Raw genomic sequence first — 25189 nt, 5'->3', positions numbered from 1 at the left:
TTAACTTTAGGTATAGTTAATTCCCCATTATTGGTGGGAGATATCTATCCTTAACCTTTAAGCAACATTAATCGGTTCAATTAGTTAGCACCCGAAGAGTTCGCTAAATTTTAAGCATAGATATTTAACTTGCCGTTCTTAACAAGAACATTGGAGGAATGCAGTGCAAACCTTTAACGCCGATCTTGCCATTATTGGGGCCGGGGGCGCTGGTTTACGTGCAGCAATAGCCGCAGCGGAAGCCAATCCCCAACTAAAAATCGCGCTGATCTCTAAGGTCTACCCGATGCGCAGCCACACGGTCGCCGCCGAGGGGGGCTCCGCCGCCGTCACCCAGGATCACGATACCTTCGACTACCACTTCAACGACACCGTCGCCGGCGGCGACTGGCTGTGCGAGCAGGACGTGGTCGATCACTTCGTGCATCAGTGCCCGCGCGAGATGACCCAGCTTGAGCAATGGGGCTGCCCGTGGAGCCGCAAACCGGATGGTTCAGTCAACGTTCGGCGCTTCGGCGGCATGAAGATCGAACGCACCTGGTTCGCCGCCGACAAGACCGGCTTCCACATGCTGCACACCCTGTTCCAGACCTCGCTGAAATACCCGCAGATCCAACGCTTCGACGAGCACTTCGTGCTGGATATCCTGGTGGATGACGGCCAGGCGCGCGGCCTGGTGGCGCTCAACATGATGGAAGGTACCCGCGTGCAGATCCGCGCCAACGCGGTGGTGATGGCCACCGGCGGCGCCGGGCGCGTTTACCGCTACAACACCAACGGCGGCATCGTTACCGGCGACGGCATGGGTATGGCGTTCCACCACGGCGTGCCGCTGCGCGACATGGAGTTCGTGCAGTATCACCCGACCGGCCTGCCCGGTTCCGGCATCCTGATGACCGAGGGCTGCCGCGGCGAAGGCGGCATCCTGGTAAACAAGGACGGCTACCGCTATCTGCAAGATTACGGCATGGGCCCGGAAACCCCGCTGGGCGAACCGAAGAACAAATACATGGAGCTGGGCCCGCGCGACAAAGTGTCCCAGGCCTTCTGGCACGAATGGCGCGCCGGCCGCACCATCGCCACCCCGCGCGGCGACGTGGTCTACCTCGATCTGCGCCACCTGGGCGAGAAAAAGCTGCTGGAGCGGCTGCCGTTCATCTGCGAATTGGCCAAGGCCTACGTCGGCGTCGATCCGGTGAAAGATCCGATCCCGGTGCGCCCTACCGCGCACTACACCATGGGCGGCATTGAAACCGACCAGAACTGCGAAACCCGCATCAAGGGGCTGTTCGCGGTCGGCGAATGCTCCTCCGTCGGCCTGCACGGCGCCAACCGTCTCGGCTCCAACTCGCTGGCAGAACTGGTGGTGTTCGGCCGCGTCGCCGGTGAGCAAGCGGCCCGCCGCGCGCTGGAAACCGCGCCGGCCAACGGCAGCGCGCTGGATGCGCAAACCCGCGACGTCGAAACCCGTCTGAGCAACCTGATGAAGCAGGAAGGCAATGAAAACTGGGCGAAGATCCGCGACGAAATGGGGCTGTCGATGGAAGAAGGCTGCGGCATCTACCGCACGCCGGAGCTGATGCAAAAAACCATCGATAAGTTGGCGGAGCTGAAAGAGCGCTTCAAGCGCGTCAACATCACCGACAACTCCAGCGTGTTCAACACCGATCTGCTGTACACCATCGAACTGGGCTACGGCCTGGACGTCGCCGAATGCATGGCGCACTCCGCGTTTAACCGCAAAGAGTCGCGCGGCGCTCACCAGCGCCTGGACGAAGGCTGCACCGAGCGTGACGACGTCAACTTCCTCAAACATACGCTGGCGTTCCATAACCCGCAGGGTGCGCCACGCCTCGAATACAGCGACGTGAAAATCACCAAGCTGCCGCCGGCCAAACGCGTCTACGGCGCAGAAGCCGAAGCGCAGGAGAAAAAGAATAAGGAGCAGGCAAATGGCTGAGATGCAAACCCTGAAGATCGAAGTCATGCGCTATAACCCGGAAAGCGACGCCGAGCCGCATTTCGTCACCTACGCCGTGCCTTACGACGAACAGACCTCGCTGCTCGACGCCCTGGGCTACATCAAGGACAACCTGGCGCCGGATCTCTCCTACCGCTGGTCCTGCCGCATGGCGATCTGCGGCTCCTGCGGCATGATGGTCAACCGCGTGCCGAAGCTAGCGTGCAAAACCTTCCTGCGCGATTACGTCGGCGGCATGAAGGTCGAAGCACTGGGCAACTTCCCGATCGAGCGCGATCTGGTGGTGGACATGACCCACTTCATCGAAAGCCTGGAGGCGATCAAGCCGTACATCATCGGCAACGATCGCAAACCGGAGGACGGCCCGAACGTGCAGACCCCGGCGCAGATGGCCAAGTACCACCAGTTCTCCGGCTGCATCAACTGCGGCCTGTGCTACGCCGCCTGCCCGCAGTTCGGCCTCAACCCTGAGTTTATCGGCCCGGCGGCGATCACGCTGGCGCACCGCTACAACCTGGACAACCGCGACCACGGCAAGAAACAGCGCATGCCGCAGCTTAACGGCCAAAACGGTGTCTGGAGCTGCACCTTCGTCGGCTATTGCTCCGAAGTCTGTCCGAAACACGTCGATCCCGCCGCCGCCATCCAGCAGGGCAAGGTGGAGAGCGCCAAAGACTTCATGATCGCCATGCTGAAGCCGCAATAAGGGAGAAAATTGCCATGACAACTCAACGTAAGCCCTATGTGCGCACCATGACGCCCACCTGGTGGCAAAAACTCGGCTTCTACCGTTTCTACATGCTGCGCGAAGGCACCTCGGTGCTGGCGGTCTGGTTCAGCATCGTGCTGCTCTACGGCGTGTTCGCGCTGAAGGGCGGCGCCGAGAGCTGGGCCGGCTTCGTCGGCTTCTTGCAGAACCCGTTGGTGCTGTTGATCAACGTCGTCGCCCTGCTGGCGGCGGCGCTGCACACCAAAACCTGGTTCGATTTGGCGCCGAAGGCCGCCAATATCGTGGTCAACAGCGAGAAAATGGGACCGGGCCCCATCGTGAAAGGGCTGTGGGCCGTCACGATCGTCGTCAGCGTGGTCATCCTGGCCGTGGCCCTGATCTAATCCGGAGGAAACATGATAAATCAAGCACCTAAACGCTCCGACGAGCCGGTTTTCTGGGGATTGTTCGGCGCCGGCGGCATGTGGGGCGCGATCGTCGCGCCGGCCATCGTGCTGCTGGTCGGCATTCTGCTGCCATTGGGGCTGTTCCCCGGTGAAGCACTGGGTTACGAGCGCGTGCTGGCGTTCTGCCAGAGCCTGATCGGCCGCCTGTTCCTGCTGCTGATGATCATTCTGCCGCTGTGGTGCGGCCTGCACCGCATCCACCATGCGATGCACGATCTGAAGATCCACGTACCGGCCGGCAAATGGGTGTTCTACGGTCTGGCGGCGATCCTCAGCGTGGTCACCGTTATCGGCGTCGTCACCCTGTAAACCGCTCAGGCGGCCAACGCCCGTTGGCCGCCCTTTGCTCATCGGCTACACTGTCTACTCGCCCCCGGTAAACAGGAGTCACCGATGCGTTTATGGTCAAAGCTTAGCGTCATGCTTTCCGCCCTGCTCTCCGTCGCCTGCAGCGTCTCCCCGCCCAAAGACATCAAGGTCGTGAACAATTTCGACAGCCAGCGCTATCTCGGCACCTGGTACGAAATCGCGCGTCTGGATCATCGTTTTGAACGCGGTTTGCAGCAGGTGACCGCCCACTACAGCCCACGCGCCGACGGCGGGCTGAAAGTCATCAATCGCGGCTTCAATCCGCAGAAACAGCAATGGCAAGAAAGCGAAGGCAAAGCCTACTTTATCGGCTCACCGCAGGTCGCGGCGCTGAAAGTGTCGTTCTTCGGCCCCTTCTACGGCGGCTATAATGTGATTGCCCTGGACCCGGACTACCGCTACGCGCTGGTTTGCGGCCCTAACCGCGACTATCTATGGATCCTGTCGCGCACTCCGACGCTTGACGCCGGCGTACGCGACAGCTTATTGCAGACGGCCAAAGGCTACGGTTTCGCCACCGATGCGCTGATCTGGGTGCAGCAATCCGCCGATCAGTGACTGCTGAACTTCAGCCCGAGGATGCCGACCACGATCAGGCACAGGCTGATGATACGCGCGATATTGGTCGATTCCCCCAACAGCACCATGCCCATGATGGCCGCGCCCACCGCGCCGATGCCGGTCCACACCGCATAGGCGGTGCCGGCGGGCAGCGTTTTCATGGCGTTGGCCAACAGCAACATGCTGACCACCATCGCGGCGATGGTGATGATGCTCGGCGTCAGCCGGGTAAAACCGTGGGTGTATTTCAGACCGATAGCCCAAACCACTTCGAGCAAACCGGCGATAAGCAGAATAATCCAGGCCATGAGACGGCCTCCTACCACTGGGGTCGTCCCCGATATAATGACGCGTAAACGGGTCGTCCCGTTCAGCGGGGTGATAAACGGCGGGTAACCTCACCCGCACTGCGGCAGGATAGCAGCAGCGTTAACGCTCAGGCAAGAGGAGGAAATGCGGCGGCCCTCCGCGCGCGGAACGCCGCCGGGTGGAGAACGGATTATTCCGCGCTGCGCTGAATGGCCTTGCCGCCGGCCTGAATGTCCTCACCCACACCGCGGGTGGTGTTACAGGCAGTCAACGAGGTCAAAATCATCAAAGAGAAGATCGCGATAATACTTTTCTTCAGCATAAGAAAGTCCTTATTTGTCGTTGATGAAAAAGTACGGCTTTCTAAGCTTAGTCAAAATTGGCGCGGGGAGTGGGATCGCCACCGGCTTTGTGGCGCAAATACATCGGGTTAAAGGGCGGAATCAGCTGGCCGTGCGAGAGATGGCGCCGCCGAGATGCTGAACGTCTTCGCCGAAACCGCGAAACGTATTGCAACCGCTAAGGGAGAAAAGGAACAACAGGGAGAGCACGGCCAACAACGTTTTCTTGAACATGCGGATTTTCTGCCAACGAACGGGGATGGGATAAAACAGAGGAACCGCGGGGGTTCCTCTGCTTTGAAACTTACTTAACGCGAGAGACGTATTCGCCAGAGCGAGTGTCAACCTTGATCACTTCGCCGATCTGGACGAACAACGGCACTTTTACCACGGCGCCGGTGCTCAGGGTAGCCGGCTTGCCGCCAGTCCCTGCGGTATCGCCTTTCAGGCCAGGATCGGTATCGGTGATTTCCGCTTCGATGAAGTTCGGCGGCTGAACGGCGATTGGACGGCCATCCCACAGGGTGATGATGCACTCTGCGTTATCCTGCAGCCATTTGGCCGCGTCGCCGACGGTTTTACCGTCAACCTGATGCTGTTCGAAAGACTCAGGGTGCATGAAGTGGTAGAACTCACCGTCGCTGTACAGGTAGTTCATGTTGGTGTCCATCACGTCTGCGCCTTCGCAAGAATCGGTAGACTTGAAGGTTTTTTCCACGCGGGTGCCGGTCAGCAGACGACGCATTTTCACGCGTGCAAACGCCTGGCCTTTACCTGGTTTCACGAACTCGCTGGCTTCGACGGCGTAAGGTTCGCCCTCGAACATGATTTTAAGACCCGGACGGAAATCGTTGCTAGAATAAGTCGCCATGATGGCCCTCTGAATATTTGAACTGGTAGCTTAGCCAAAAAAATGGCACACATTATAACCCAAAGTACGGCACATAGAGAAGATTGGTTGCATCAACTCGCCGATGTTATTACCGATCCTGATGAATTACTGCAGCTTTTGTCACTGAATACGCACCCGGAACTGCCGCAGGGGCGCGATGCCCGCCGGCTGTTCGCCCTGCGCGTGCCGCGCGCCTTCGCCGCACGCATGCGCCCCGGGGATGCCAACGACCCGCTGCTGCGCCAGGTGCTGACCGCCAGAGAGGAGTTCATCAACGCCCCAGGGTTCACCACCGATCCGCTCGATGAGCAGCGCAGCGTGGTGCCGGGCTTGCTGCACAAATACCGCAATCGCGCACTGCTGCTGGTCAAGGGCGGCTGTGCGGTCAACTGCCGTTACTGCTTCCGCCGCCACTTCCCCTATCAGGATAATCAGGGCAATAAGAACAACTGGCGGCAGGCACTGGATTATATCCGCCAACACCCGGAACTGGACGAGATCATTTTTTCCGGCGGTGATCCGCTGATGGCCAAAGACAGCGAGCTAGAGTGGCTGGTCGATGAGCTGGAGGCCATCCCGCACCTGAAACGCCTGCGCATTCACACCCGTTTGCCGGTGGTGATCCCGGCGCGCATCACGCCGGCGCTGTGCCGCCTGCTGTCGGCCTCGCGCCTGCAGGTGCTGATGGTCACGCACATCAACCACGCCAACGAAATCGACCGCGATCTGCAGAGCGCCATGGCGCAGCTGCGTCTGGCCGGCGTCACGCTGCTCAATCAGAGCGTGCTGCTGCGCGACGTCAACGACGATGCCGACACGCTGGCGGCGCTCAGCAACGCGCTGTTCGACGCCGGTATCCTGCCCTACTACATCCACGTGCTGGACAAGGTGCAGGGCGCGGCGCACTTCATGGTCAGCGACGATGAAGCGCGCGCCATCATGCAGGCGCTGCTGAGCAAGGTGTCCGGTTATCTGGTGCCGCGCCTGACGCGCGAAGTGGGCGGCGAACCGAGCAAAACGCCGATCGACCTGCGCCTGATGCAGGAGTGACGCACGCCCAATGCCGTAACGAAAAGAGGAATGCCGGGGCATTCCTCTTTTTTTATCTCTTTGCGGCTGCGGCCTCAGCGCCTTAAGGGCACTTGTAAACCTGGCCGACCATTTTGCTGTCCAGCGGTGCGAAGCTGGAGAGCAGATTCTGGCTCGGGCTGTTAGCACCGTAGATCACGTTGCCGCCCATGGCCGCCGCCTTATTGCGCAGATCGTTGGCCGCACCGCGCATGGAGCTGCCTTCACCGCCGTTGCCGGACAGCCAGTTGCTCTGGGTGCCGGTCACTTCCCCCAGCAGTTGGCATTCCGCCGCCGGCTTGCTGTCGGTGAACTTGATCTGCTGACCCGCAGCGGTCAGTTCATGAGTGGTGCTGCAACCCGCCAGCAGCATCGCTGCCGAGAGACCCAGTAAGGCTTTAATCCGCATCTTGTTCCCCATTCGATGTTGAGAATTACGCAAAAGCTTATCAGAAAGCGATGCCATCTCTTAAGCATCCGTTGCCACGCGAGCGGGCCAACGTCTTGAGCGACAGCTGATGACTTACCAGTTTACCAGCTAAATCGCCCCCGGCGGCAAAAATATCATCAAATACAGTGCGGCGGCGAGCAGGCATAAAAAAACCCCGGCCATTTGACCGGGGTTCTCAGCACACAAGCGTGTGGGGGATGATTACATCATGCCGCCCATGCCGCCCATGCCGCCCATGCCGCCTGCTGCGCCCATATCCGGTGCGTCAGCTTTCGGCAGGTCGGTGACCATGCATTCGGTGGTGATCATCAGGCCAGCCACGGAAGCCGCGTACTGCAGAGCAGAACGGGTCACTTTGGTTGGATCCAGGATGCCCATCGCGATCATGTCGCCGTATTCTTCGGAGTAAGCGTTGTAGCCGTAGCTGCCTTCGCCCGCTTTCACCTGGTTGGCGATAACGGAAGCTTCTTCACCGGCGTTGACCACGATCTGACGCAGAGGGGCTTCCATTGCGCGCAGCGCAACTTTGATACCCACGTTCTGGTCTTCGTTGTCGCCTTTCAGCGCGGCGATTTTGCCTGCAACGCGGATCAGCGCTACGCCACCGCCGGCCACCACGCCTTCTTCCACTGCGGCGCGGGTCGCGTGCAGGGCGTCTTCAACGCGGGCTTTCTTCTCTTTCATTTCAACTTCAGTGGCTGCGCCAACCTTGATAACGGCAACGCCGCCGGCCAGTTTCGCTACGCGCTCCTGCAGTTTTTCACGATCGTAGTCAGAGGTCGCTTCTTCGATCTGCTGACGGATCTGAGCAACGCGGCCCTGGATGGTCGCTTCGTCGCCCACGCCATCGATGATGATGGTGGTGTCTTTGTTGATGACAACGCGTTTCGCCTGGCCCAGGTCTTCCAGGGTGGCTTTTTCCAGCTCCAGACCGATCTCTTCAGAGATAACGGTACCGGCAGTCAGGGTCGCGATGTCCTGCAGCATGGCTTTACGGCGGTCGCCGAAGCCAGGCGCCTTAACGGCAGCCACTTTCACGATGCCGCGCATGGTGTTGACCACCAGGGTCGCCAGCGCTTCGCCTTCTACGTCTTCAGCGATGATCAGCAGCGGTTTGCCTGCTTTGGCAACGGCTTCCAGCACCGGCAGCATTTCGCGGATGTTGGAGATCTTCTTGTCAGCCAGCAGGATGAACGGGCTTTCCAGCTCAACAGAACCGGTTTCCGGCTTGTTGATGAAGTATGGGGACAGGTAACCGCGGTCGAACTGCATACCTTCAACCACGTCCAGCTCGTCTTGCAGGCCGGTGCCTTCTTCAACGGTGATAACGCCTTCTTTGCCCACTTTCTCCATCGCTTCCGCGATCAGTTTACCCACGGTTTCGTCGGAGTTGGCGGAGATGGTGCCTACCTGAGCGATAGCTTTGGAATCGGAGCAAGGTACGGACAGTTTTTTCAGTTCTTCAACCGCAGCGATAACCGCTTTGTCGATGCCGCGCTTCAGATCCATCGGGTTCATGCCTGCAGCAACCGCTTTCAGGCCTTCGGTGATGATGGATTGCGCCAGTACGGTTGCCGTGGTGGTACCGTCGCCCGCCGCGTCATTCGCTTTGGAGGCCACTTCTTTCACCATCTGTGCGCCCATGTTCTCGAACTTGTCTTCCAGTTCGATTTCACGCGCAACGGAAACGCCGTCTTTGGTGATGGTCGGTGCGCCGAAAGATTTATCCAGCACTACGTTGCGGCCTTTCGGGCCCAGGGTCACTTTTACTGCATCAGCGAGAACATTCACGCCGCGGAGCATTTTCACGCGAGCGTCATTGCCGAATTTTACGTCTTTAGCTGCCATTGGTATTTCCCTTCAACTCGTTCAGTTCAGAAGATAAAGCGCAATTACGCTTCAACAATTGCCAGAATGTCGCTTTCGGACATGATCAACACTTCTTCATTGTCGATCTTCTCTGCTTTCACGCCGTAGCCGTCGTTGAAAATCACGATATCGCCAACTTTCACATCCAGCGGTTGGATGTTGCCGCTTTCCAGCACACGCCCTTTACCCACTGCAACCACTTCACCGCGAGTGGATTTACCCGCAGCGGAGCCAGTCAGGACGATGCCGCCAGCAGATTTTGATTCAACTTCTTTGCGCTTGACGATAACGCGGTCATGCAATGGACGAATACTCATTGAACGCTCTCCTGTAAGAAGGTCTCTATCAGATTTAGGGTTGTACACCGGAAGGTTGTTATTACCGGCCTCGTGGGATTTGAGATGGGGGCGTTCCAGCCCCCTTCAAGGGGGCTAGCGAAAAAAATTTCGCATTTTGGGTCGCGCGGGTGCGACAGAGATGAAAAACGCGGCCTGAGCCGCGTTTGCTTAACGATCGTGAGGCTTGCGCTCCTCGTCCGGGCGGTGTTCCAGCACCGGGCGCTCGTCCTCCTTGCGCTGGAATTCGCCGTCGAAGGTGTTGCCATTGGCGGCGTCGCCCCCCGTCCAACCGCCGGGGCGATAAACCGACAGATGCGGCATCAGCTTCAGCGTCAACGATTTTTGCACCGGCGGCAGCAGCAGCAACAGGCCGAGGAAGTCGGTGAAGAAGCCCGGGATCAGCAGCAGGAAGCCCGCCAGCACCAGCGAAACGCTTTTCACCATTTCCGCCGCCGGGCTTTCGCCGGCCGCCAGTTTTTGCTGCATCTGCACGAAGGTTTTCATGCCCTGATTGCGCACCAGCGAAATGCCGACGCAGGAGCTGAACACCACCAGCAGCAGGGTGACAGCCACGCCGAGCACGGCGGCGACTTTGATAAAGATGGATATTTCTATGTAAGCCAGCAGAAATATCAGCAGTAGCGGTAACCAGCGCACCTGGTTCTCCTATCGGTAGGTAAAGCGCGGCCGCCACGGGGCGACGGCGCGAAAAAAGAGGCCGTAAACGGCCGACACCATTACAATGAGGGCATCACCCCACCATTTCAACCGAGAGCCGGTTTTTATTGCTAAAGTTCACAAACGTGAAAGAAGTCACAGAACCGGAAAAGGGCATATCCTTAAACACCATAAGGTGATCTGGATTCAGTCATTTCTTACCAACCAGCATATGATCTGGGCAGCAACGGGCGATTTGGTTAATCGTTTCACGCCCCAAGCCTTCGGCAATATTAATTTAGGCTGTGCCCTTACTAGCCTTGACCTGACAAATTATTAATTCGGCAGCAACACATAGAGAAGGTTCTCATGTCAAACAACATTCGTATCGAAGAAGACCTGTTAGGAACACGTGAAGTCCCCGCAGACGCTTACTACGGAGTTCACACTCTGCGTGCGATTGAAAACTTCTACATCAGCAACAGCAAAATCAGCGATGTCCCCGAGTTCGTTCGCGGCATGGTGATGGTGAAAAAGGCCGCGGCGATGGCCAACAAAGAACTCAAAACCATCCCGCGCAAAATCGCCGACGTGATCATCCAGGCCTGCGACGAGGTGCTGGATAAAGGCAAATGCATGGATCAGTTCCCGGTGGACGTGTTCCAGGGCGGCGCAGGCACCTCGCTGAACATGAACACCAACGAAGTGCTGGCGAACATCGGCCTGGAGCTGATGGGCCACCAAAAAGGCGAATACCAGTATCTGAACCCGAACGATCACCTCAATAAATGCCAGTCCACCAACGACGCCTACCCGACCGGGTTCCGCATCGCGGTGTACGCCTCCAACCAGAAACTGATCGACGCCATCAACCAGCTGCGCGAAGGCTTCGACCGCAAGGCGAAAGAGTTCGAAACCATCCTGAAAATGGGCCGCACCCAGCTGCAAGACGCAGTGCCGATGACCCTCGGCCAGGAGTTCCACGCCTTCAGCGTGCTGCTGAACGAAGAGACCCGCAACCTGCACCGCACCGCGGAGCTGCTGCTGGAAGTGAACCTGGGTGCCACCGCCATCGGCACCGCGCTCAACACCCCGGAAGGCTACCAGCCGCTGGCGGTGCAAAAACTGGCGGAAGTCAGCGGCCTGCCGGTGGTGCCGGCGGAAGACCTGATCGAGGCCACCTCCGACTGCGGCGCCTACGTGATGGTGCACAGCGCGCTCAAACGCCTGGCGGTGAAACTGTCCAAAATCTGTAACGACCTGCGGCTGCTCTCCTCCGGCCCGCGCGCCGGCCTGAACGAAATCAACCTGCCTGAGCTGCAGGCAGGCTCGTCCATCATGCCAGCCAAAGTGAACCCGGTAGTGCCGGAAGTGGTCAATCAGGTGTGTTTCAAGGTGATTGGCAACGACACTTGCGTTACCATGGCGGCCGAAGCGGGCCAGCTGCAGCTGAACGTGATGGAGCCGGTGATCGGCCAGGCGATGTTCGAGTCGATCCACATCCTGACCAACGCCTGCTACAACCTGCTGGAAAAATGCATTAACGGCATCACCGCGAATAAAGAAGTCTGCGAACACTACGTCTTCAACTCGATCGGTATCGTCACCTATCTGAACCCGTTCATCGGCCACCATAACGGTGACATCGTCGGGAAGATCTGCGCCGAAACCGGCAAGAGCGTGCGTGAGGTGGTGCTGGAACGCGGCCTGCTGACCGAAGCCGAGCTGGATGACATCTTCTCCGTGGAGAACCTGATGCACCCGGCCTATAAAGCCAAACGCTATACGGATGAAAATGAACAATAACAGACCTACCCGGTAGCCCTGAAAGGCACGCTAAATCCTCTGGATAGCGTGCCTTTTTACTTTCCGGCGCCCACAAAATTTTAACGTTTTATTTTCAATTTACACCCTAAATCATTGGGACTGCATCAAGGCGGCAAGCGCGCAAGCCCCGGGAGCTTACTCAAGTAAGTGACTGGGGTGAGCGCTCGCAGCCAACACCGATGCAGTTTCAAGGATGACGGGAAATCTCATTTTAAGGAGTAAACACTATGCTAGCCTTGGAATTGGTTATCGTTCTGCTGGCCATCTTTTTAGGGGCCAGGTTGGGCGGTATCGGTATCGGGTTCGCGGGGGGATTGGGCGTTCTGGTCCTGGCGCTGATCGGCGTCAAGCCGGGCAGCATTCCCTTCGACGTGATTTCCATCATCATGGCGGTGATCGCGGCGATCTCCGCGATGCAGGTCGCCGGGGGGATGGATTACCTGGTGCAGCAGACCGAAAAGCTGCTGCGCAAGAACCCCAAGCACATCACCATTCTCGCCCCTATCGTCACCTACTTCCTGACCATCTTCGCCGGCACCGGCAACATCTCGCTCTCGGCGCTGCCGGTGATCGCCGAAGTGGCGAAAGAACAGGGCATCAAGCCTTGCCGCCCGCTGTCGACCGCCGTGGTGTCCGCCCAGATCGCCATCACCGCCTCGCCGATCTCCGCCGCGGTGGTGTACATGTCTTCGGTGATGGAAGGCCACGGCGTCAGCTACCTGCACCTGCTGATGGTGGTGATCCCGTCCACCTTCTGCGCCGTGCTGGTGATGTCGCTGCTGGTGACCTGGCTGTTCGACTCCAAGCTGTCTAACGATCCGGTGTACCTGAAACGCCTGGAAGAAGGCCTGATCACCCTGCGCGGCAACAACGCGCTGGCGATCAAACCGCGCGCCAAAGCCTCGGTGCTGCTGTTCCTGCTGGGCGTGCTGTGCGTGGTCGCCTACGCCATCATCAACAGCCCAGGCTTGGGCCTGGTGGCCAAGCCGCTGATGAACACCACCAACGCCATCCTGATCATCATGCTGAGCGTCGCCACGCTGACCACTCTGCTGTGCCGCGTCGACACCGACATGGTGCTGAACTCCAGCACCTTCAAGGCCGGCATGAGCGCCTGTATCTGTATCCTCGGCGTCGCCTGGCTGGGCGATACCTTCGTGCAGGCCAACATCGACTGGATCAAAGAAACGGCCGGCAGCGTCATTCAGGCACACCCGTGGCTGCTGGCAGTGATCTTCTTCTTCTGCTCGGCGCTGCTGTACTCGCAGGCCGCCACCGCCAAGGCGCTGATGCCGATGGCGCTGGCGCTGAACGTATCGCCGCTGACCGCCGTCGCCTCCTTCGCCGCCGTCTCCGGCCTGTTCATCCTGCCAACCTACCCGACGCTGGTCGCCGCGGTGCAGATGGACGATACCGGCACCACGCGCATCGGCCGCTTCGTGTTCAACCATCCGTTCTTCATTCCCGGCACCATGGGCGTGATCTTCGCGGTGGTATTCGGCTTCCTGCTCGGCAGCATCATGCTGTAACGCTTCGACCGGGGCTGCGGCCCCGGTTTTCCTCCTGACGATAAACTCGCCTTCTAGCCAATCCGCCTTCAGGGTATAGTGCCCATTCGAACCGATGAGAGGGCTGAAGATGTCTGATTGCGAAGCTGTCGTCATACTCTGTACCGCACCCGATGAAGCCAGCGCCCAGGAACTGGCGGCGCGGGTCCTGGGCGATAAGCTGGCGGCCTGCGCCACGCTGCTGCCCGGCGCCACCTCGCTGTATTACTGGGAAGGGAAACTGGAACAGGAATACGAAGTGCAGATGCTGTTCAAAAGCGATCGCCGCCGTCAGCAGGCCCTGCTCGACACCCTGAAACAACATCACCCTTACCAGACGCCCGAGCTGCTGGTGCTGCCGGTGATGGCCGGAGATAAAGACTACCTGTTATGGATCAACGCTTCCTTAAACTGATTTTGCTGCTGTGCTGCCTGTTCTTCCTGCCGCAGGCGGTGCAGGCTTCGCTGTTCGCGCCGAAGGGCGGCAGCCAGTTCGTGCCTGTCGATCAGGCCTTCGCCTTCGATTTCAAACAGCAAGGCAGCCAAGTAATACTGAACTGGCAGATCCGCCCCGGCTACTACCTGTATCGCCAGCAGATCAAACTGGTGCCGCAGCAGGCTACGCTCGGCGCCTTTACCCTGCCCGAAGGGTTGAGCCACAAGGACGAGTTCTTCGGCGAAGTGGCGATTTTCAAACAGCAGCTGAATCTGCAGGTGCCGTTGCAACAGGCGGCGGCCAACGCCAGCCTCAGCGTCACCTATCAGGGCTGCGCCGAGGCCGGCTTCTGCTATCCGCCGGAAACCCGGATCATCCCGCTGGACGCTGTCAGCGCCGGCGCGGCCGCCCCGCTCCCGGCAGCTACCTCTGTGCCAATCGAACAGCCCGCTACACCGGCCAGCCTGCCGTTCTCGCCGCTGTGGGCGCTGCTGATCGGCATCGGCATCGCTTTCACGCCGTGCGTGCTGCCGATGTACCCGCTGATCTCCGGCATCATCCTCGGCCGCGATCGGCCGCAAAGCAGCGGCCGCATTCTGGCGCTGGCGGTGGTTTACGTGCAGGGCATGGCGCTCACCTACACCCTGCTGGGCCTGGTGGTGGCCGCCGCCGGATTGCAGTTCCAGGCGGCGCTGCAGCACCCTTACGTGCTGATCGGCCTGTCGGTGCTGTTCATCGCGCTGGCGCTGTCGATGTTCGGCCTCTATTCCCTGCAGCTGCCCTCGACGCTGCAAACCCGGCTGGCGAACTGGAGCAACACCCAGCGCGGCGGCTCGCTGACCGGCGTGTTTCTGATGGGCGCCCTGGCCGGGCTGATTTGTTCCCCCTGCACCACCGCGCCGCTCAGCGCCATCCTGCTGTATATCGCCCAGAGCGGTAACCTGTGGGCCGGCGGCGGCACACTGTACCTGTACGCACTGGGAATGGGCATTCCGCTGGTGATCGTCACCCTATTCGGCAACCGCCTGCTGCCGCGCAGCGGCCCGTGGATGCAGTACGTGAAAGAGGCCTTCGGCTTCGTCATTCTGGCGCTGCCGGTGTTCCTGCTGGAACGGGTGATCGGCGATTTGTGGGGCATGCGCCTGTGGAGCCTGCTCGGCCTGGCGTTCTTCGGTTGGGCCTTCGCCCTGAGCCTGAGAAGCGCGCGCGGCTGGGCGCGCGCCCTGCAACTACTGCTGCTGGCGGCGGCGGTGATCGCCGCGCGGCCGCTGCAGGACTGGGTTTTCGGCGCCGACCAGGCGCAGCAGGCGGCTCAACCGCATCTGGCCTTTACCCGCATCAACAACGTCGAGCAGTTAGATCTGGCGCTGCAAAAGGCGCGGGGCAAGCCGGTGATGCTGGACCTGTATGCCGACTGGTGCGTAGCCTGTAAAGAGTTCGAAAAATACACCTTCAGCGATGCGGCGGTGCAGGCGAGCCTGGCCAACGCGGTGCTGCTGCAGGCGGATGTGACCGCCAACGGTGCGGAACAGGCGGCGCTGCTGAAGCACCTGCAGGTGCTGGGGCTACCGACGATCCTGTTCTTCGATCCGGCGGGCCAGGAGCTGACGGCCCAGCGGGTCACCGGTTTCATGAAGGCAGAAGCCTTCAACGCGCATTTGCAGAAAGTGATGCGACATACCCTATAGCTTTCGAGTTGCAGCTAGGCGGCAAGCACAGGAGTCCCCAGGAGCTTACTAAAGTAAGTGACTGGGGTGACAAATCTGTCGGGAGTAGATTTGAACACTGCCTACAGTGGCCCCGCAAGGGGTGAGGCCCATGGAGGGGCCGAATAACGGTGAGCAGCCAACAACGCTGCGGCTCGAAAGATGACGGGTATAATAAATAACACTGAGGTTCTGAACTGAAGAGGAGGAAGCACAAGTGCAACGTGAACACGTCCTTGATACCGCGCTGGGCCTGTTGGAACAACAGGGCCTGGCGACCGCCACATTAGAGATGCTGGCGGAAAAACTCGACGTTCAGCCCGGCGATCTCAAACGGTTTTGGCCGGATCGCGAAGCGCTGCTGTACGACTGCCTGCGCTACCACGGCCAACAGATTGACACCTGGCGCCGCCAGCTGTTGCTGGACGAAAACCTGAGCCCGCAGCAAAAGCTGCTGGCACGCTATGACGTGCTGGCGGAATACGTGCAGCAAGACCGCTATCCCGGCTGCCTGTTTATCGCTGCCTGCAGCTTTTTCCCGGAAACGGATCACCCGATCCACCAACTGGCGGAGCAGCAAAAGCTGACCTCGCTGGAGCTGACCCGCGAACTGCTGCGTGAAATGGACGCCGACGACGCCGACATGGTGGCGCATCAAATGGAATTGATTCAGGAAGGCTGCCTGAGCAAACTGCTGGTAAAACGCCAGCTCCAGGATGTATCGGTCGCCAAACGGCTGGCGGAAGACATCTTGCAGGTGGCACAGTGCCGCCGCAACGGGGCGCTGAGCTAAGCGAGCCGCGCTTGCGGCGCCGCCAACCCAAGGTGATAGCCGGAACAGGCGCATTTTTTGCGCCCTTTGCCTGAAAAGCCAGCAACCGGTGGCATTTTAACGTCTTTCACGCATAAAGCCGTTGACGGCCATCGGCCAATACGGTTTAATGCTGCGCGTTGCCCGGATAGCTCAGTCGGTAGAGCAGGGGATTGAAAATCCCCGTGTCCTTGGTTCGATTCCGAGTCCGGGCACCATATTTAGAGAACCCAGCCTATGGCTGGGTTTTTGCTTTTCAGGGACAGGACTCTCCATCGAACTGCGTTCGATTATTCGGCCAAAGGCCTCACCCTGCGGGCCAGCGCTAAAGCGCTGTTCAATCCGGCACATGCACCGGTTGTCCGAGTCCGGTCGCCCTATTTAGAGAACCCAGCCTATGGCTGGGTTGCTACTTTTTAGCGTGGGGAACTCGTCCTGGTCATTGAAACTCGTCTCCCCACTACCGCAATCCCCCTGAAACCTCTATTTTCCTGCTGCATCAATCGCCGTCTTTTTATATGTTTCGCATGCTGAAAAAATGAATAAAGGCTCAAAAAAAACAAGAATACTGCCAGAAATAACAAATTCATTTTACCTTCCTTGGGCAGCGTTTACTGACCCTCGTTATTTCAAAAGAAACCTCACGAGATACCGGAACGATATTACTCCCCGGCTTATCTGTAATGCCAAGCTGATAGCTTTTTAAGTGGGGTAGAAAAAATCAGGCCTACCCCTGTAGTTCAAGACGGATAATTACTGTCGGCAGATGGCGGCATATTTTTTCATGAAGGGTGAAGAACAAACGGATTTTAACGTCTCACTCCGCTCTTTTTCTTTGGGTTTGGCGGTGCCGTTACTTTCCCCTACGCACTGCCCGGCATTTTGGCCATTGCCATTAATGCATACCCCGACATTGTTGTTGCCGGCACCGTCGCCTGCCCCCTCATTTCCCGATACTCCTTGATTGCCGTTGAACCCGGCATAAGTCTGCGGTGCCATAAGCAGGCAAGCCACAATAAATGGCAGCGTCGTTTTCCACATAAATAGTATTCCCTGAAAATGAATAGTTAGAAAAATAAAATTCACACCATCAATTTATTGATAGCATTCATTTCATATCGTCAGGCATCACAAAGACAAGATAACAAAAACCTGAAAATAGACTATCCCTCGTAAAAGTTAAGAACATTCTCCCTCTTGAGAGAGCAACCAGTAAATAAAATCATGATGCCGGCTCAGCATTAATTTTTTCATCACCGCTCGCTTATGGCTATGCACCGTTTTGACGCTCACGCCCAACACTCGAGCGGTTTGCGACTGGTCAAACCCTCTTCTGAGGTAATTCACCACCTGACGCTCACGACGCGTAAAAGGCTGATATTCAAAACGGTCCGCAATTCGGGTATTGCCCAGCGTATCGGCCAACAGCTTAAACAATTTCTCCGGACTATCCGTTCGGTACAGCACGCAGAACGCTTCATGCGCAGTCACCGGCCTATCCTCTATGGTGACAACGGGCGGCCCCCCTTCATCATAGGCCGCTCTGCGCCAGCGCTGAGCGATGCGCCTTGATGAAATGAACATCACATCCGGCCGCACTGCCGCACCCTGCTTTAAAAAACAAATGGCCTTATTATTGGTTTTGGCATATTCGTTTATGCTGCTTTGCAGACCCGCGGAAAAATAGCTATTATCATCATCAATGATGATATTGATTGCCTTCATCCTTAACCTCTCTAATAGTCACAGTGCCGTAGAGTCTGCAATAAAATGCAGCGTCTGCCTGCCGTTATGACGACAGGCGTGAAGTTTCCCCGCCATTTTTAATAGCCAGCGTAGGTTTTCAATTCCTGACAGGCAGCAAAAAACCGCCCAATCATTGCTTAATAAGCATTGATGATTAGAATGCCATTACCGCTGAACGGACCTTCTTCAATATTACCGACGGTATGCAGGGTAGATTCCAAATCAATGGGCACACCACCCGTCGGAATGGTGATTTTCTTGCCGGTAATGCCAGGCACACCATCCACGGTGATGGTGGAATAGAGGCTGCCGTCGCCTTTTAACATGATTTTTTCATTGGCATTATTGCTCACCACCGACACTTCCGCGTTAGCCGGGTAGGTGCAGGAGATGCGGAAGCTCTCTCTTTTCCGATGGCCATTTACCTCGTCGGTGCCTAACTGACCGTGATCCAGCGTGACGGCGCCCGCATCAATGTTGCATTCATTATTGGGCGGCGTCGGGCCAATACAGCCTTGCCCAGGAAACACGTAATAGTAAGACGATGAAACTTTACGATAAACCAATGCATGACAGACTTTTGAATAGGCTTCCCACCTATTTTTAATAATGCATCCTGATGCCGGGTTAACGCTAGGGTCACAATAATTCCGCACACCCCCGTACCCTCTGCTCTCCATACCCACCTGCAGCTTGCCATAATATCCATTTTGACTTAGAAAAGTATACAGTTCCCCCATGGTCTTCTTTTTCAGGATATCAGGGTAATTCGTCGAGCTCCAGGTGGGCGCCGTGGCGGAAGGCACATACTCCAGCGGAAACTGGGTGTAATTATGAAAAACGCCAAACGTTATGAAGCAGCTTTCATTAGTACTAACAAGATTATTACAAGGATTCGGCGTCGGATCGTTGAAATCGATACTCACCAGTCGCCCTAACGCGCCATAGGAATAAGTGACTGCCTGGTTAATCAGCCCATCGACGATAGGCGCCTTCTCGGTGTGCCACACCATGCCGGCACCGGCTTTAGCGGTAAAAAAAACCATCAAAAAAGAAAACAAAACAAACTTACCTTTCCATGCAAGCTTATTTTTAAAAAAACATAAATTATAATAATTCATGGGGACCTCTTAAATGAACACCGGTGCATCAAAAAAAAAAAATAAAACAAACACTAACGCAATCATTAACCCGCATTCAGGTTAACGCACACAGAAAAATTGCCCTGCGTATCACTACGCCTTACTGCCCCCGACTAAGCGCCATACCCTCACGCCACGCCATCACCGCTTTGCCTGTTGAGCCTTTCACGCCACCCGCCCTGGTTTCCTGCAACCCGGCGTAGGCCACCCAGTTGCAGGAACCGTGATTACTCATACTCTGCAGTTAACGTCGCCGTTCCGGTAAAATTGGCCCCCACCAAAATGGTGCTTGGGCGCGCAATCGGCACCGCGTACAGTTTGGTCGGGTTGGCGGCATCAATGATCAGTTTGGTATCGCTGACGTAGGTGGTATCACCCGAGCCTTGCGTGATGCGCAGCCCCAGATTGCCCACGCTGGATTGCAGCGGTTTGCCATCGCCCCAGGACACTGGCGCAAAGCTCAGCTTCACTTTCAGATCGCCGGCATTCGGCGAACCGCCGCTACAGGAAACGCTGTAGGGGATTTCCATTTTTTTGTACGCGACGCCGTCAATTTTATTAATGACGACGTTGGCAAAATCCACGCTAATGTCTTTGCCATCATTCAGCGTACAGGTCGGTTGCTCCACCAATGTCCCGTTGAACTTGACGTTCACCGCTTGCGCAGGCTCCAGGTTCAGCATGCCCATGCAAAGCACCGCCGCTATGCCAGAGAAACGCATCACCTTCATTTTTTCCATATTCATTATCTTCATGTTCATCTCCTTATTATTGAACTTCTACGACTAATGTGGCGCTACTGGAAAAGCCCATTCCTTTCAGCGTGGCGCCGCTGCGTTTCACCGGCACGGCATATAACGGCGGTACGATCGGGTAGGTAAAATTAAGCCAGCCATTTAACCGCAGCTGTTGACCGTTCTCTTGCAGCAGCTTAATCGCCAAATCGTTATTACTGGTACGTAACAAGCCGTCACCAAAATCCGGCCCCAGCCCCTGCAGGCTCACTTTCAACAACCCGGCGGTCCCGGACGTATTGCCGCTGCAGCTCACCCCGTACGGAATCGGCCGCTTGCCGTATTTTTCGCCATCTATTTTGGTGGTGATCAGCTCATTGAAGTTCACGAAAATATCCTGGCCGCCGTTAACTTCGCATTTCGGCTTAGCGACAACGACCCCTTTCACCGTGACTATCGCCGTCGCCGCCCACCCGCTTTGGCTGAGCAACAACACCGCCAATACCGTGAGCGCCGAGGCGGCCGTCATGGTGGCCGCCAGGGCGCAGAAAAGCCGCAGACTTTCCCCCGCCCTTCGCCATGCGCTGCCCATCGCTTTCGCCTCAGTCATAGTTCATCCGAAAGTCAATGGCGGCCTGATAGGCGCCGGCCACCAGAGGCGCGCGCGTGCGCTCCGCCATCACATAGAAATTCAGCGCGTCGCTTCCCACCGCCAGCAACTGTGGCCGGCTGCGGCTGCCCATGCGCACATCGTTTCTTTCGCTATCCACTAAGCGCAACGCCAGCCCGCCGGCCCCGCGCACCTTAACCAACTGTGGGTTATCCGCATCCGCAGGCGCATTGAAACTCACCGTCACAGCCGGCTGGTAAGCATCCCAAACCTGGCTGCCCCGGCGTTGATCCTGCGTTGCCGCCCCCGCGCGCAGGCAGTCTCTCAGACGAAGCTGGAAAGCGACCGGCGGAGTGCGAGCCCCGACGTTGGCCAGGCTGCCCGTCGTCGCTTCCCCCAGCCCAACGTCCTGGTATGCCGAGGCCATATCCAGCCGGCAAGCCCCCTCCGTCAATGCGCCATGAACGAATAACACGCCGTGATTCCCTTCTTCCGCCTTCGCGGAACCGGCCATCAACCAGGTCAGCGCCAACATGACGCCCAGGCCGCTTCGCCGCTTCAAAAAATCGCCCTTCACATTGCGATCCCCTTCGTCCTTTCCTTGCATGGCTTCCTCCCCGCTTGCTGCAACCGATAAACAGGCCACCGGTTTCGGTTACCCTTTGGCGTCAGGCACAACCTGGCAATCACTGGCGCCGCATTTGAAGGTCAACGCAGGGCGACCGCCGTAATCATTGATGTAGGTCAGCACCGGCGCATTACCCAGCCCAGTGGCCCCCAGCGCGATGCTTCCCTTCGGCGGCACCATCAACGGTTCAAAGCCCTGCGCCGTTGTTCCCTTTTTGCTGCTGCTGGCATCGACCAGCGTGATGTAATAAGGCGTAGGATTATTCACCTGGAAGCCCGCCCCCTGGCGCGTCAGCGTTAACTTCTCCTGCCACGGCGCAAAGGCGCTGCCTTTGTCTGGCGCAATCGCCGCCGGGCGGTAGAACAGCTTGATGCGGGTCTGCAAGGCGATTTGCAGGGTGTTAGCCTTCTCGCTTTTCGGCGGTATTTCTCGCAGGTTGAAATAGAACAGGGTTTCACGATCCTGGGCCAGCAGATTGACGGCCGGCGTCGCCTGCACTTTTATTTGGCTCTGCGTGCCTGGTTCCAGGCGCTGCACCGGCGGCAAGACCACCAGCGGACTGGTAATCTTCTTGCCCTCGGCATCTTCCAGCCAGCCCTGCGCCAAATACGGCAACTGGGTATTTTTATTGCTGATATTCAGGCTTACCGATTTCTCCGCACCGTTAAAAACCACGCGGGTCCGGTCCAGTGCGATGGCGGCCTGGGCCTGGCTGCTCAATACCGTTGCCGACAGCACGCCAGCCACTGTGAATGTTTTTACCATGTTGTTTTTCATAAAATTGTTCCGTTTCATCACGCTTGTTCTTACTGAAATGGTCCTGGGCGCGGCGGCTTACTCCGCCCTCGCCTCGGTATGCTCCCGGCATGGCAACAGCAGGTTGCTCAACGCGATATCCGTGCGTATCTTCGGCAATAAGATCCGGCATTGCGCTTTGCCATCCCAATTCACCGTCATCTCCGTGTCGGGCTGAATGCCGCTCAGGTACACGCTGCCATCATCATTGACCAGGCCGGTTTGTTGACGCCTGCTGTTGTAGACCAGGGCGCCAAACGGCGGAGCGCTACCGTCAGCCAGGCGGATCACCGCCATCGCCTTTTGCCCGGAAATTACGTTGAAGCGCCGATAGCCAATCGCCCCTTCGGTCAGCGTCGCCTGCACCACCGACTGCGTGGCATCCGCGTTATCCGGCAAAGTGTTGAGATCGATACTCGCCTTGCTGCGGTAATAACTGCTGACGTCCGCAACCACCGCCTTGCCAAACCTGTTAGTACGCGTCGTCGCGCCAAATCCGCGAACCGGCACGTCGGCCACGCCTTCGGTATCCAGCAACAGACGCGTTCCGCCATAAATGCTATTCCGGTGCAGCGCCGCCCCTTTGGCGGTGGCCGTCATCCCGCCTTGCAAAGAGAGCCCCATAGATGAGTAGCTGCCCCCCTGGTAACTGGCGTTGGCACCTATGCGCGCGTTATCCCCCTCATGGTTATAGAAACCGCTGGCTGAGCCTCCCCGGCGCGAAAGACCGGTACTCAACTGATAGTTGTTGTGCTCATCCAACCGTTCGTAATACCCCACCCGCTGTGTGTTTTCGTTGCGGTTCCACGCGCTGCTGTAACTGACGTTGGCATTCACCCCCCACGGCAAGGTGAAGGACAAATACAGGCCATCGTCATTGGCCCCCTGATATTTATTTCGAAACGCCGTGATCGACGCGCTGATATTTTTCATCGGCCCCATATCGAAATAGCGAGAAAGCGCCAGGTTGTAGCGTTCATTCACGGGCTGATCCCAATACGTCTGGTGGCTGTAATTGAGATAAGCGCTTAGGCCCAAATCACGAAACTGTTTATTCAACGTGATGGTGTACATTTCCCGGCTTTTCCCGAGGCGGCTATCCCCATAGCGGGCGTCGAGGTATTCACTCATCGTCATAAAGTTCTGCTCAGAGAAACGGTAGCCGGCAAAGGTGATTTGGCTGTCGTATTCGTCAAAACTCTTGGAATAACTGACCCGGTATGATCCCCCGCCTTTAGTGCCGCCCTGTTGCGGCACTTCCGCGCGCGATTGCGTGGAATCGAACGACAGCGCCCCGAATGCCAGCAGGTCACGGCCTACCCCCATGGATAAGGCCTTGTAATCCCCGCCTGCCAGTGCCCCACCGTACAGCGACCACCCGTTGCTCACCCCCCAGGAGAATTCACCGGTGGCGAACAGAGGGCCATTGACATGGTGATTCCAGTCCGAAGGCCTGCCGCCGGCAAATTTGTAACGCACCGTGCCGGGCCGCGTCAGATAAGGAATATTGGCGGTATCGACTTTAAATTCCTGTACGCTGCCATCTTGCTCTTCCACCCGGACATCCAACTGCCCGTTGATCGAGTCATTAATGTCCTGAATGCGGAATGGCCCCGCCGCGACCCGGGTTTCATACAGCACGCGCCCCATCTGGCTAATCACGACCTTGGCGTTGCTTTTGGCAATCCCCGTTACCTCCGGCGCGTAGCCGCGCAGGTTGGGCGGCAGCATGCTGTCATCTGAACTCACGCTGAAACCGGTGTAACGGAAGCTGTCGAAGATATCCGTCGTCAGATAATCCTCACCCAGACTCAGCCGGGCCCCCCAGTTAGGCAGTGCGCGGAACGCGTAGTACCGGCTCCAGTCGAAATCTTGCTGCGTCGATAAACCGGAACCGGTTTGATGATTGATGTTCATCTGCCAGTCGGCCCGTAAACGCCAGGCCCCCAGATTGGCCCCCGTCGTTCCGTTTCCGCTGAGGCTATAAGACTGTTGGCTATTTTGCTGAGTGCGTTGCACCTGTGAATTAAGGTTGTAATCCAGCAGCAACCCCGGAATGCCTTCATCCCAGCGTGACGGGGGATCCCAGTCTGGTGATGAATACTCCAGGTAGGCCTGCGGAACGTTCAAATACAGAGTGGACGTCGCCAGATCGCCTTTTGCTTCCAGACCATTAAGGCTGGTGAGATCCAGACACTGTTCGTCATGCCACCAGCGCAACTTTGCCAAGGCATCTGACTTAAACCCGAGCTTTTCAACCAGCGCCGGCGAGATGCAAACCTCACTGCCTTTGGCATCATTTTCCGGCGCATAGAATGCGACAGGTTCTTCAGGTAACACCTGCGCGTTCAGGCTCACCGACATGACATAGTTCCCCGGCATGATGAAACCACCGCGAGAAAACTGGCTCAGATCGATGTTTTTTCTGTCATTAAGCTCTAACACGTCGATGTTAAATTGCACCTCCTCACTCGCCTGCAATTGAAAAGGGACGCTGCCTATCGCCAAAGCAACACACATGCCCAGCAGGCTCAATGAAGGTGTCTTTGAGTTATTCGCGTTCGATTTCATCGTTCCGCCAGCCTTTAACTTATTTATAATCAGTAGTAATTCAATTTAAAACGGATAGCGGTTCTATAATCCCCGGCACGCAAAATCTGGCGATTAGCCACCAGTTGCATGGAATAATTTACGTAATTCTCTTTTATCGCGGTGCCATCAATTGGCATGGCCGAACCGGGATAAATAATATTGCCGACGCTGTCTGAAATGCGTAATGCGATTCCCTTTGCCTCGCCTGTCACTCCGAATAACCCATTATCGGTTTGACCATCAAAGGTCATTTGAAAATGTTGGCGACCAGGCTGTATTCCCCCCACGTCCGACACACTGCAATTTAATAACCGCAAACTGAATGCTTTGGTCAGGCCATGACCCTCACGGGCAATTTGCTCTACCGGTAATGTTTGCATATCGATGGTTTGATCGCGGCTTGCCGCTTCAATAGCGCACGCGGCATTAACAATGGCACCTTCCATATTGACCTTTCCCCACCCAATCACAGCACTCTGCGCCACCGATGGCTGGGTAATAAAAAATGTGATCAACAGGGAAGGGGCCACTAAGATATGGGCTTTCCGAAACATAGCGCGTTCCTGGCAATGAGATTCCATTTAAAAAAGCATGCGGTTAACC

General features: G+C 57.3%; 28 protein-coding genes and 1 tRNA gene. 12 read left to right on the top strand and 17 right to left on the bottom strand.

Annotated features, from left to right (window positions below; all coding sequences use genetic code 11):
• The first annotated feature begins 163 nt into the window (after positions 1-163).
• The 5 genes from frdA (at position 164) to blc (ending at position 4084) form a co-directional block, all read left to right on the top strand.
• Entirely contained in the window at positions 164-1960 is a 1797-nt protein-coding gene (frdA, locus tag QDT79_RS06050; protein WP_063991637.1) for a fumarate reductase (quinol) flavoprotein subunit, read from the top strand.
• On the top strand, positions 1953-2687 hold the full coding sequence (locus tag QDT79_RS06045; RefSeq protein WP_033648713.1) for a succinate dehydrogenase/fumarate reductase iron-sulfur subunit: 735 nt from the start codon (positions 1953-1955) through the stop codon (positions 2685-2687). The genes frdA and QDT79_RS06045 overlap by 8 nt, the downstream gene beginning before the upstream one ends.
• Before the next feature lie 14 nt (positions 2688-2701).
• Complete coding sequence (gene frdC / locus QDT79_RS06040) at positions 2702-3094, top strand: fumarate reductase subunit FrdC (protein ID WP_004929673.1); 393 nt, start codon at positions 2702-2704, stop codon at positions 3092-3094.
• 12 nt (positions 3095-3106) lie between these two features.
• Complete coding sequence (gene frdD, locus QDT79_RS06035; RefSeq protein WP_004929672.1) at positions 3107-3466, top strand: fumarate reductase subunit FrdD; 360 nt, start codon at positions 3107-3109, stop codon at positions 3464-3466.
• A gap of 84 nt (positions 3467-3550) precedes the next feature.
• Complete coding sequence (blc, locus tag QDT79_RS06030; protein ID WP_141957765.1) at positions 3551-4084, top strand: outer membrane lipoprotein Blc; 534 nt, start codon at positions 3551-3553, stop codon at positions 4082-4084.
• On the opposite strand, the gene sugE is transcribed toward blc, so the two are convergent.
• The 4 genes from sugE to efp all read right to left on the bottom strand — a co-directional run bounded on the left by sugE (position 4078) and on the right by efp (position 5608).
• On the bottom strand, positions 4078-4395 hold the full coding sequence (gene sugE, locus QDT79_RS06025; RefSeq protein WP_004929669.1) for a quaternary ammonium compound efflux SMR transporter SugE: 318 nt from the start codon (positions 4393-4395) through the stop codon (positions 4078-4080). The two genes, blc and sugE, sit on opposite strands and share 7 nt — an antisense overlap.
• 191 nt (positions 4396-4586) lie before the next feature.
• On the bottom strand, positions 4587-4718 hold the full coding sequence (locus QDT79_RS06020; protein ID WP_033636766.1) for an entericidin A/B family lipoprotein: 132 nt from the start codon (positions 4716-4718) through the stop codon (positions 4587-4589).
• 121 nt (positions 4719-4839) lie between these two features.
• Entirely contained in the window at positions 4840-4971 is a 132-nt protein-coding gene (locus QDT79_RS06015) for an entericidin A/B family lipoprotein (protein ID WP_019453400.1), read from the bottom strand.
• Positions 4972-5041: 70 nt separating this feature from the next.
• A complete protein-coding gene (gene efp / locus QDT79_RS06010; protein WP_004929666.1) occupies positions 5042-5608 on the bottom strand; it encodes an elongation factor P in 567 nt (188 codons plus the stop codon).
• Positions 5609-5650: 42 nt separating this feature from the next.
• On the opposite strand from efp, the gene epmB reads away from it, so the two are divergent.
• Positions 5651-6679 carry an EF-P beta-lysylation protein EpmB gene (gene epmB, locus QDT79_RS06005; RefSeq protein WP_107226622.1) on the top strand — a complete coding sequence of 343 codons (1029 nt, stop codon included), beginning with the start codon at positions 5651-5653 and terminating at the stop codon, positions 6677-6679.
• Between the two features lie 82 nt (positions 6680-6761).
• Here epmB and QDT79_RS06000 read toward each other — a convergent pair whose 3' ends face one another.
• The 4 genes from QDT79_RS06000 to QDT79_RS05985 all read right to left on the bottom strand — a co-directional run bounded on the left by QDT79_RS06000 (position 6762) and on the right by QDT79_RS05985 (position 10012).
• Positions 6762-7106, bottom strand: a complete 345-nt coding sequence (locus QDT79_RS06000) for a DUF4156 domain-containing protein (RefSeq protein ID WP_025305007.1) — start codon at positions 7104-7106, stop codon at positions 6762-6764.
• A gap of 243 nt (positions 7107-7349) precedes the next feature.
• Complete coding sequence (groL, locus tag QDT79_RS05995; protein WP_063991640.1) at positions 7350-8996, bottom strand: chaperonin GroEL; 1647 nt, start codon at positions 8994-8996, stop codon at positions 7350-7352.
• Between the two features lie 44 nt (positions 8997-9040).
• Positions 9041-9334, bottom strand: a complete 294-nt coding sequence (locus tag QDT79_RS05990; RefSeq protein WP_004952634.1) for a co-chaperone GroES — start codon at positions 9332-9334, stop codon at positions 9041-9043.
• Between the two features lie 189 nt (positions 9335-9523).
• Positions 9524-10012 carry an FxsA family protein gene (locus QDT79_RS05985; protein ID WP_063991641.1) on the bottom strand — a complete coding sequence of 163 codons (489 nt, stop codon included), beginning with the start codon at positions 10010-10012 and terminating at the stop codon, positions 9524-9526.
• 369 nt (positions 10013-10381) lie between these two features.
• Between QDT79_RS05985 and aspA the strand changes: the two genes are divergently transcribed.
• The 6 genes from aspA (at position 10382) to QDT79_RS05955 (ending at position 16557) form a co-directional block, all read left to right on the top strand.
• Positions 10382-11818, top strand: a complete 1437-nt coding sequence (aspA, locus tag QDT79_RS05980; protein ID WP_004929659.1) for an aspartate ammonia-lyase — start codon at positions 10382-10384, stop codon at positions 11816-11818.
• A 248-nt stretch (positions 11819-12066) separates the two neighbouring features.
• Positions 12067-13368, top strand: coding sequence for an anaerobic C4-dicarboxylate transporter (locus tag QDT79_RS05975; RefSeq protein WP_038879248.1), 1302 nt, complete (start codon positions 12067-12069; stop codon positions 13366-13368).
• 109 nt (positions 13369-13477) lie between these two features.
• Positions 13478-13801, top strand: a complete 324-nt coding sequence (gene cutA, locus QDT79_RS05970; protein WP_004929657.1) for a divalent cation tolerance protein CutA — start codon at positions 13478-13480, stop codon at positions 13799-13801.
• Positions 13777-15510, top strand: a complete 1734-nt coding sequence (locus QDT79_RS05965) for a protein-disulfide reductase DsbD (RefSeq protein ID WP_308316286.1) — start codon at positions 13777-13779, stop codon at positions 15508-15510. Before cutA ends, QDT79_RS05965 begins: the two co-directional genes overlap by 25 nt.
• Before the next feature lie 235 nt (positions 15511-15745).
• Positions 15746-16321: a division control transcriptional repressor DicD gene (dicD, locus tag QDT79_RS05960; protein WP_063991643.1), complete on the top strand. Its 576-nt coding sequence runs from the start codon at positions 15746-15748 to the stop codon at positions 16319-16321.
• A gap of 160 nt (positions 16322-16481) precedes the next feature.
• Positions 16482-16557 (top strand) — tRNA-Phe (locus QDT79_RS05955).
• 535 nt (positions 16558-17092) lie between these two features.
• Here QDT79_RS05955 and QDT79_RS05950 read toward each other — a convergent pair.
• The 9 genes from QDT79_RS05950 to QDT79_RS05910 all read right to left on the bottom strand — a co-directional run bounded on the left by QDT79_RS05950 (position 17093) and on the right by QDT79_RS05910 (position 25140).
• Positions 17093-17380, bottom strand: a complete 288-nt coding sequence (locus QDT79_RS05950; RefSeq protein ID WP_146158864.1) for a hypothetical protein — start codon at positions 17378-17380, stop codon at positions 17093-17095.
• Positions 17381-17518: 138 nt separating this feature from the next.
• Complete coding sequence (locus QDT79_RS05945) at positions 17519-18064, bottom strand: LuxR C-terminal-related transcriptional regulator (protein WP_063988431.1); 546 nt, start codon at positions 18062-18064, stop codon at positions 17519-17521.
• A gap of 158 nt (positions 18065-18222) precedes the next feature.
• Positions 18223-19206, bottom strand: a complete 984-nt coding sequence (locus QDT79_RS05940) for an MrpH family fimbial adhesin (protein ID WP_308316285.1) — start codon at positions 19204-19206, stop codon at positions 18223-18225.
• A gap of 248 nt (positions 19207-19454) precedes the next feature.
• Entirely contained in the window at positions 19455-19982 is a 528-nt protein-coding gene (locus QDT79_RS05935) for a fimbrial protein (protein ID WP_308316284.1), read from the bottom strand.
• A 13-nt stretch (positions 19983-19995) separates the two neighbouring features.
• On the bottom strand, positions 19996-20571 hold the full coding sequence (locus tag QDT79_RS05930; protein ID WP_080473346.1) for a fimbrial protein: 576 nt from the start codon (positions 20569-20571) through the stop codon (positions 19996-19998).
• Positions 20564-21178, bottom strand: a complete 615-nt coding sequence (locus QDT79_RS05925) for a fimbrial protein (RefSeq protein ID WP_308316283.1) — start codon at positions 21176-21178, stop codon at positions 20564-20566. The genes QDT79_RS05930 and QDT79_RS05925 overlap by 8 nt, the downstream gene beginning before the upstream one ends.
• A gap of 48 nt (positions 21179-21226) precedes the next feature.
• Entirely contained in the window at positions 21227-21976 is a 750-nt protein-coding gene (locus tag QDT79_RS05920) for a fimbria/pilus periplasmic chaperone (protein WP_063988426.1), read from the bottom strand.
• A gap of 57 nt (positions 21977-22033) precedes the next feature.
• Positions 22034-24565, bottom strand: coding sequence for an outer membrane usher protein (locus QDT79_RS05915; RefSeq protein ID WP_308316282.1), 2532 nt, complete (start codon positions 24563-24565; stop codon positions 22034-22036).
• Positions 24566-24594: 29 nt separating this feature from the next.
• Positions 24595-25140 (bottom strand): fimbrial protein, encoded by a 546-nt coding sequence (locus tag QDT79_RS05910; RefSeq protein ID WP_063988424.1) that lies wholly within the window; start codon positions 25138-25140, stop codon positions 24595-24597.
• Positions 25141-25189 lie beyond the last annotated feature (49 nt).

The organism is Serratia marcescens (genome assembly GCF_029846115.1).
Classification (GTDB): Bacteria; Pseudomonadota; Gammaproteobacteria; order Enterobacterales; family Enterobacteriaceae; genus Serratia; species Serratia marcescens_L.
The sequence above is the reverse complement of the archived record's forward strand: the minus strand, read 5'-3'. Positions and strand labels throughout refer to the sequence as shown.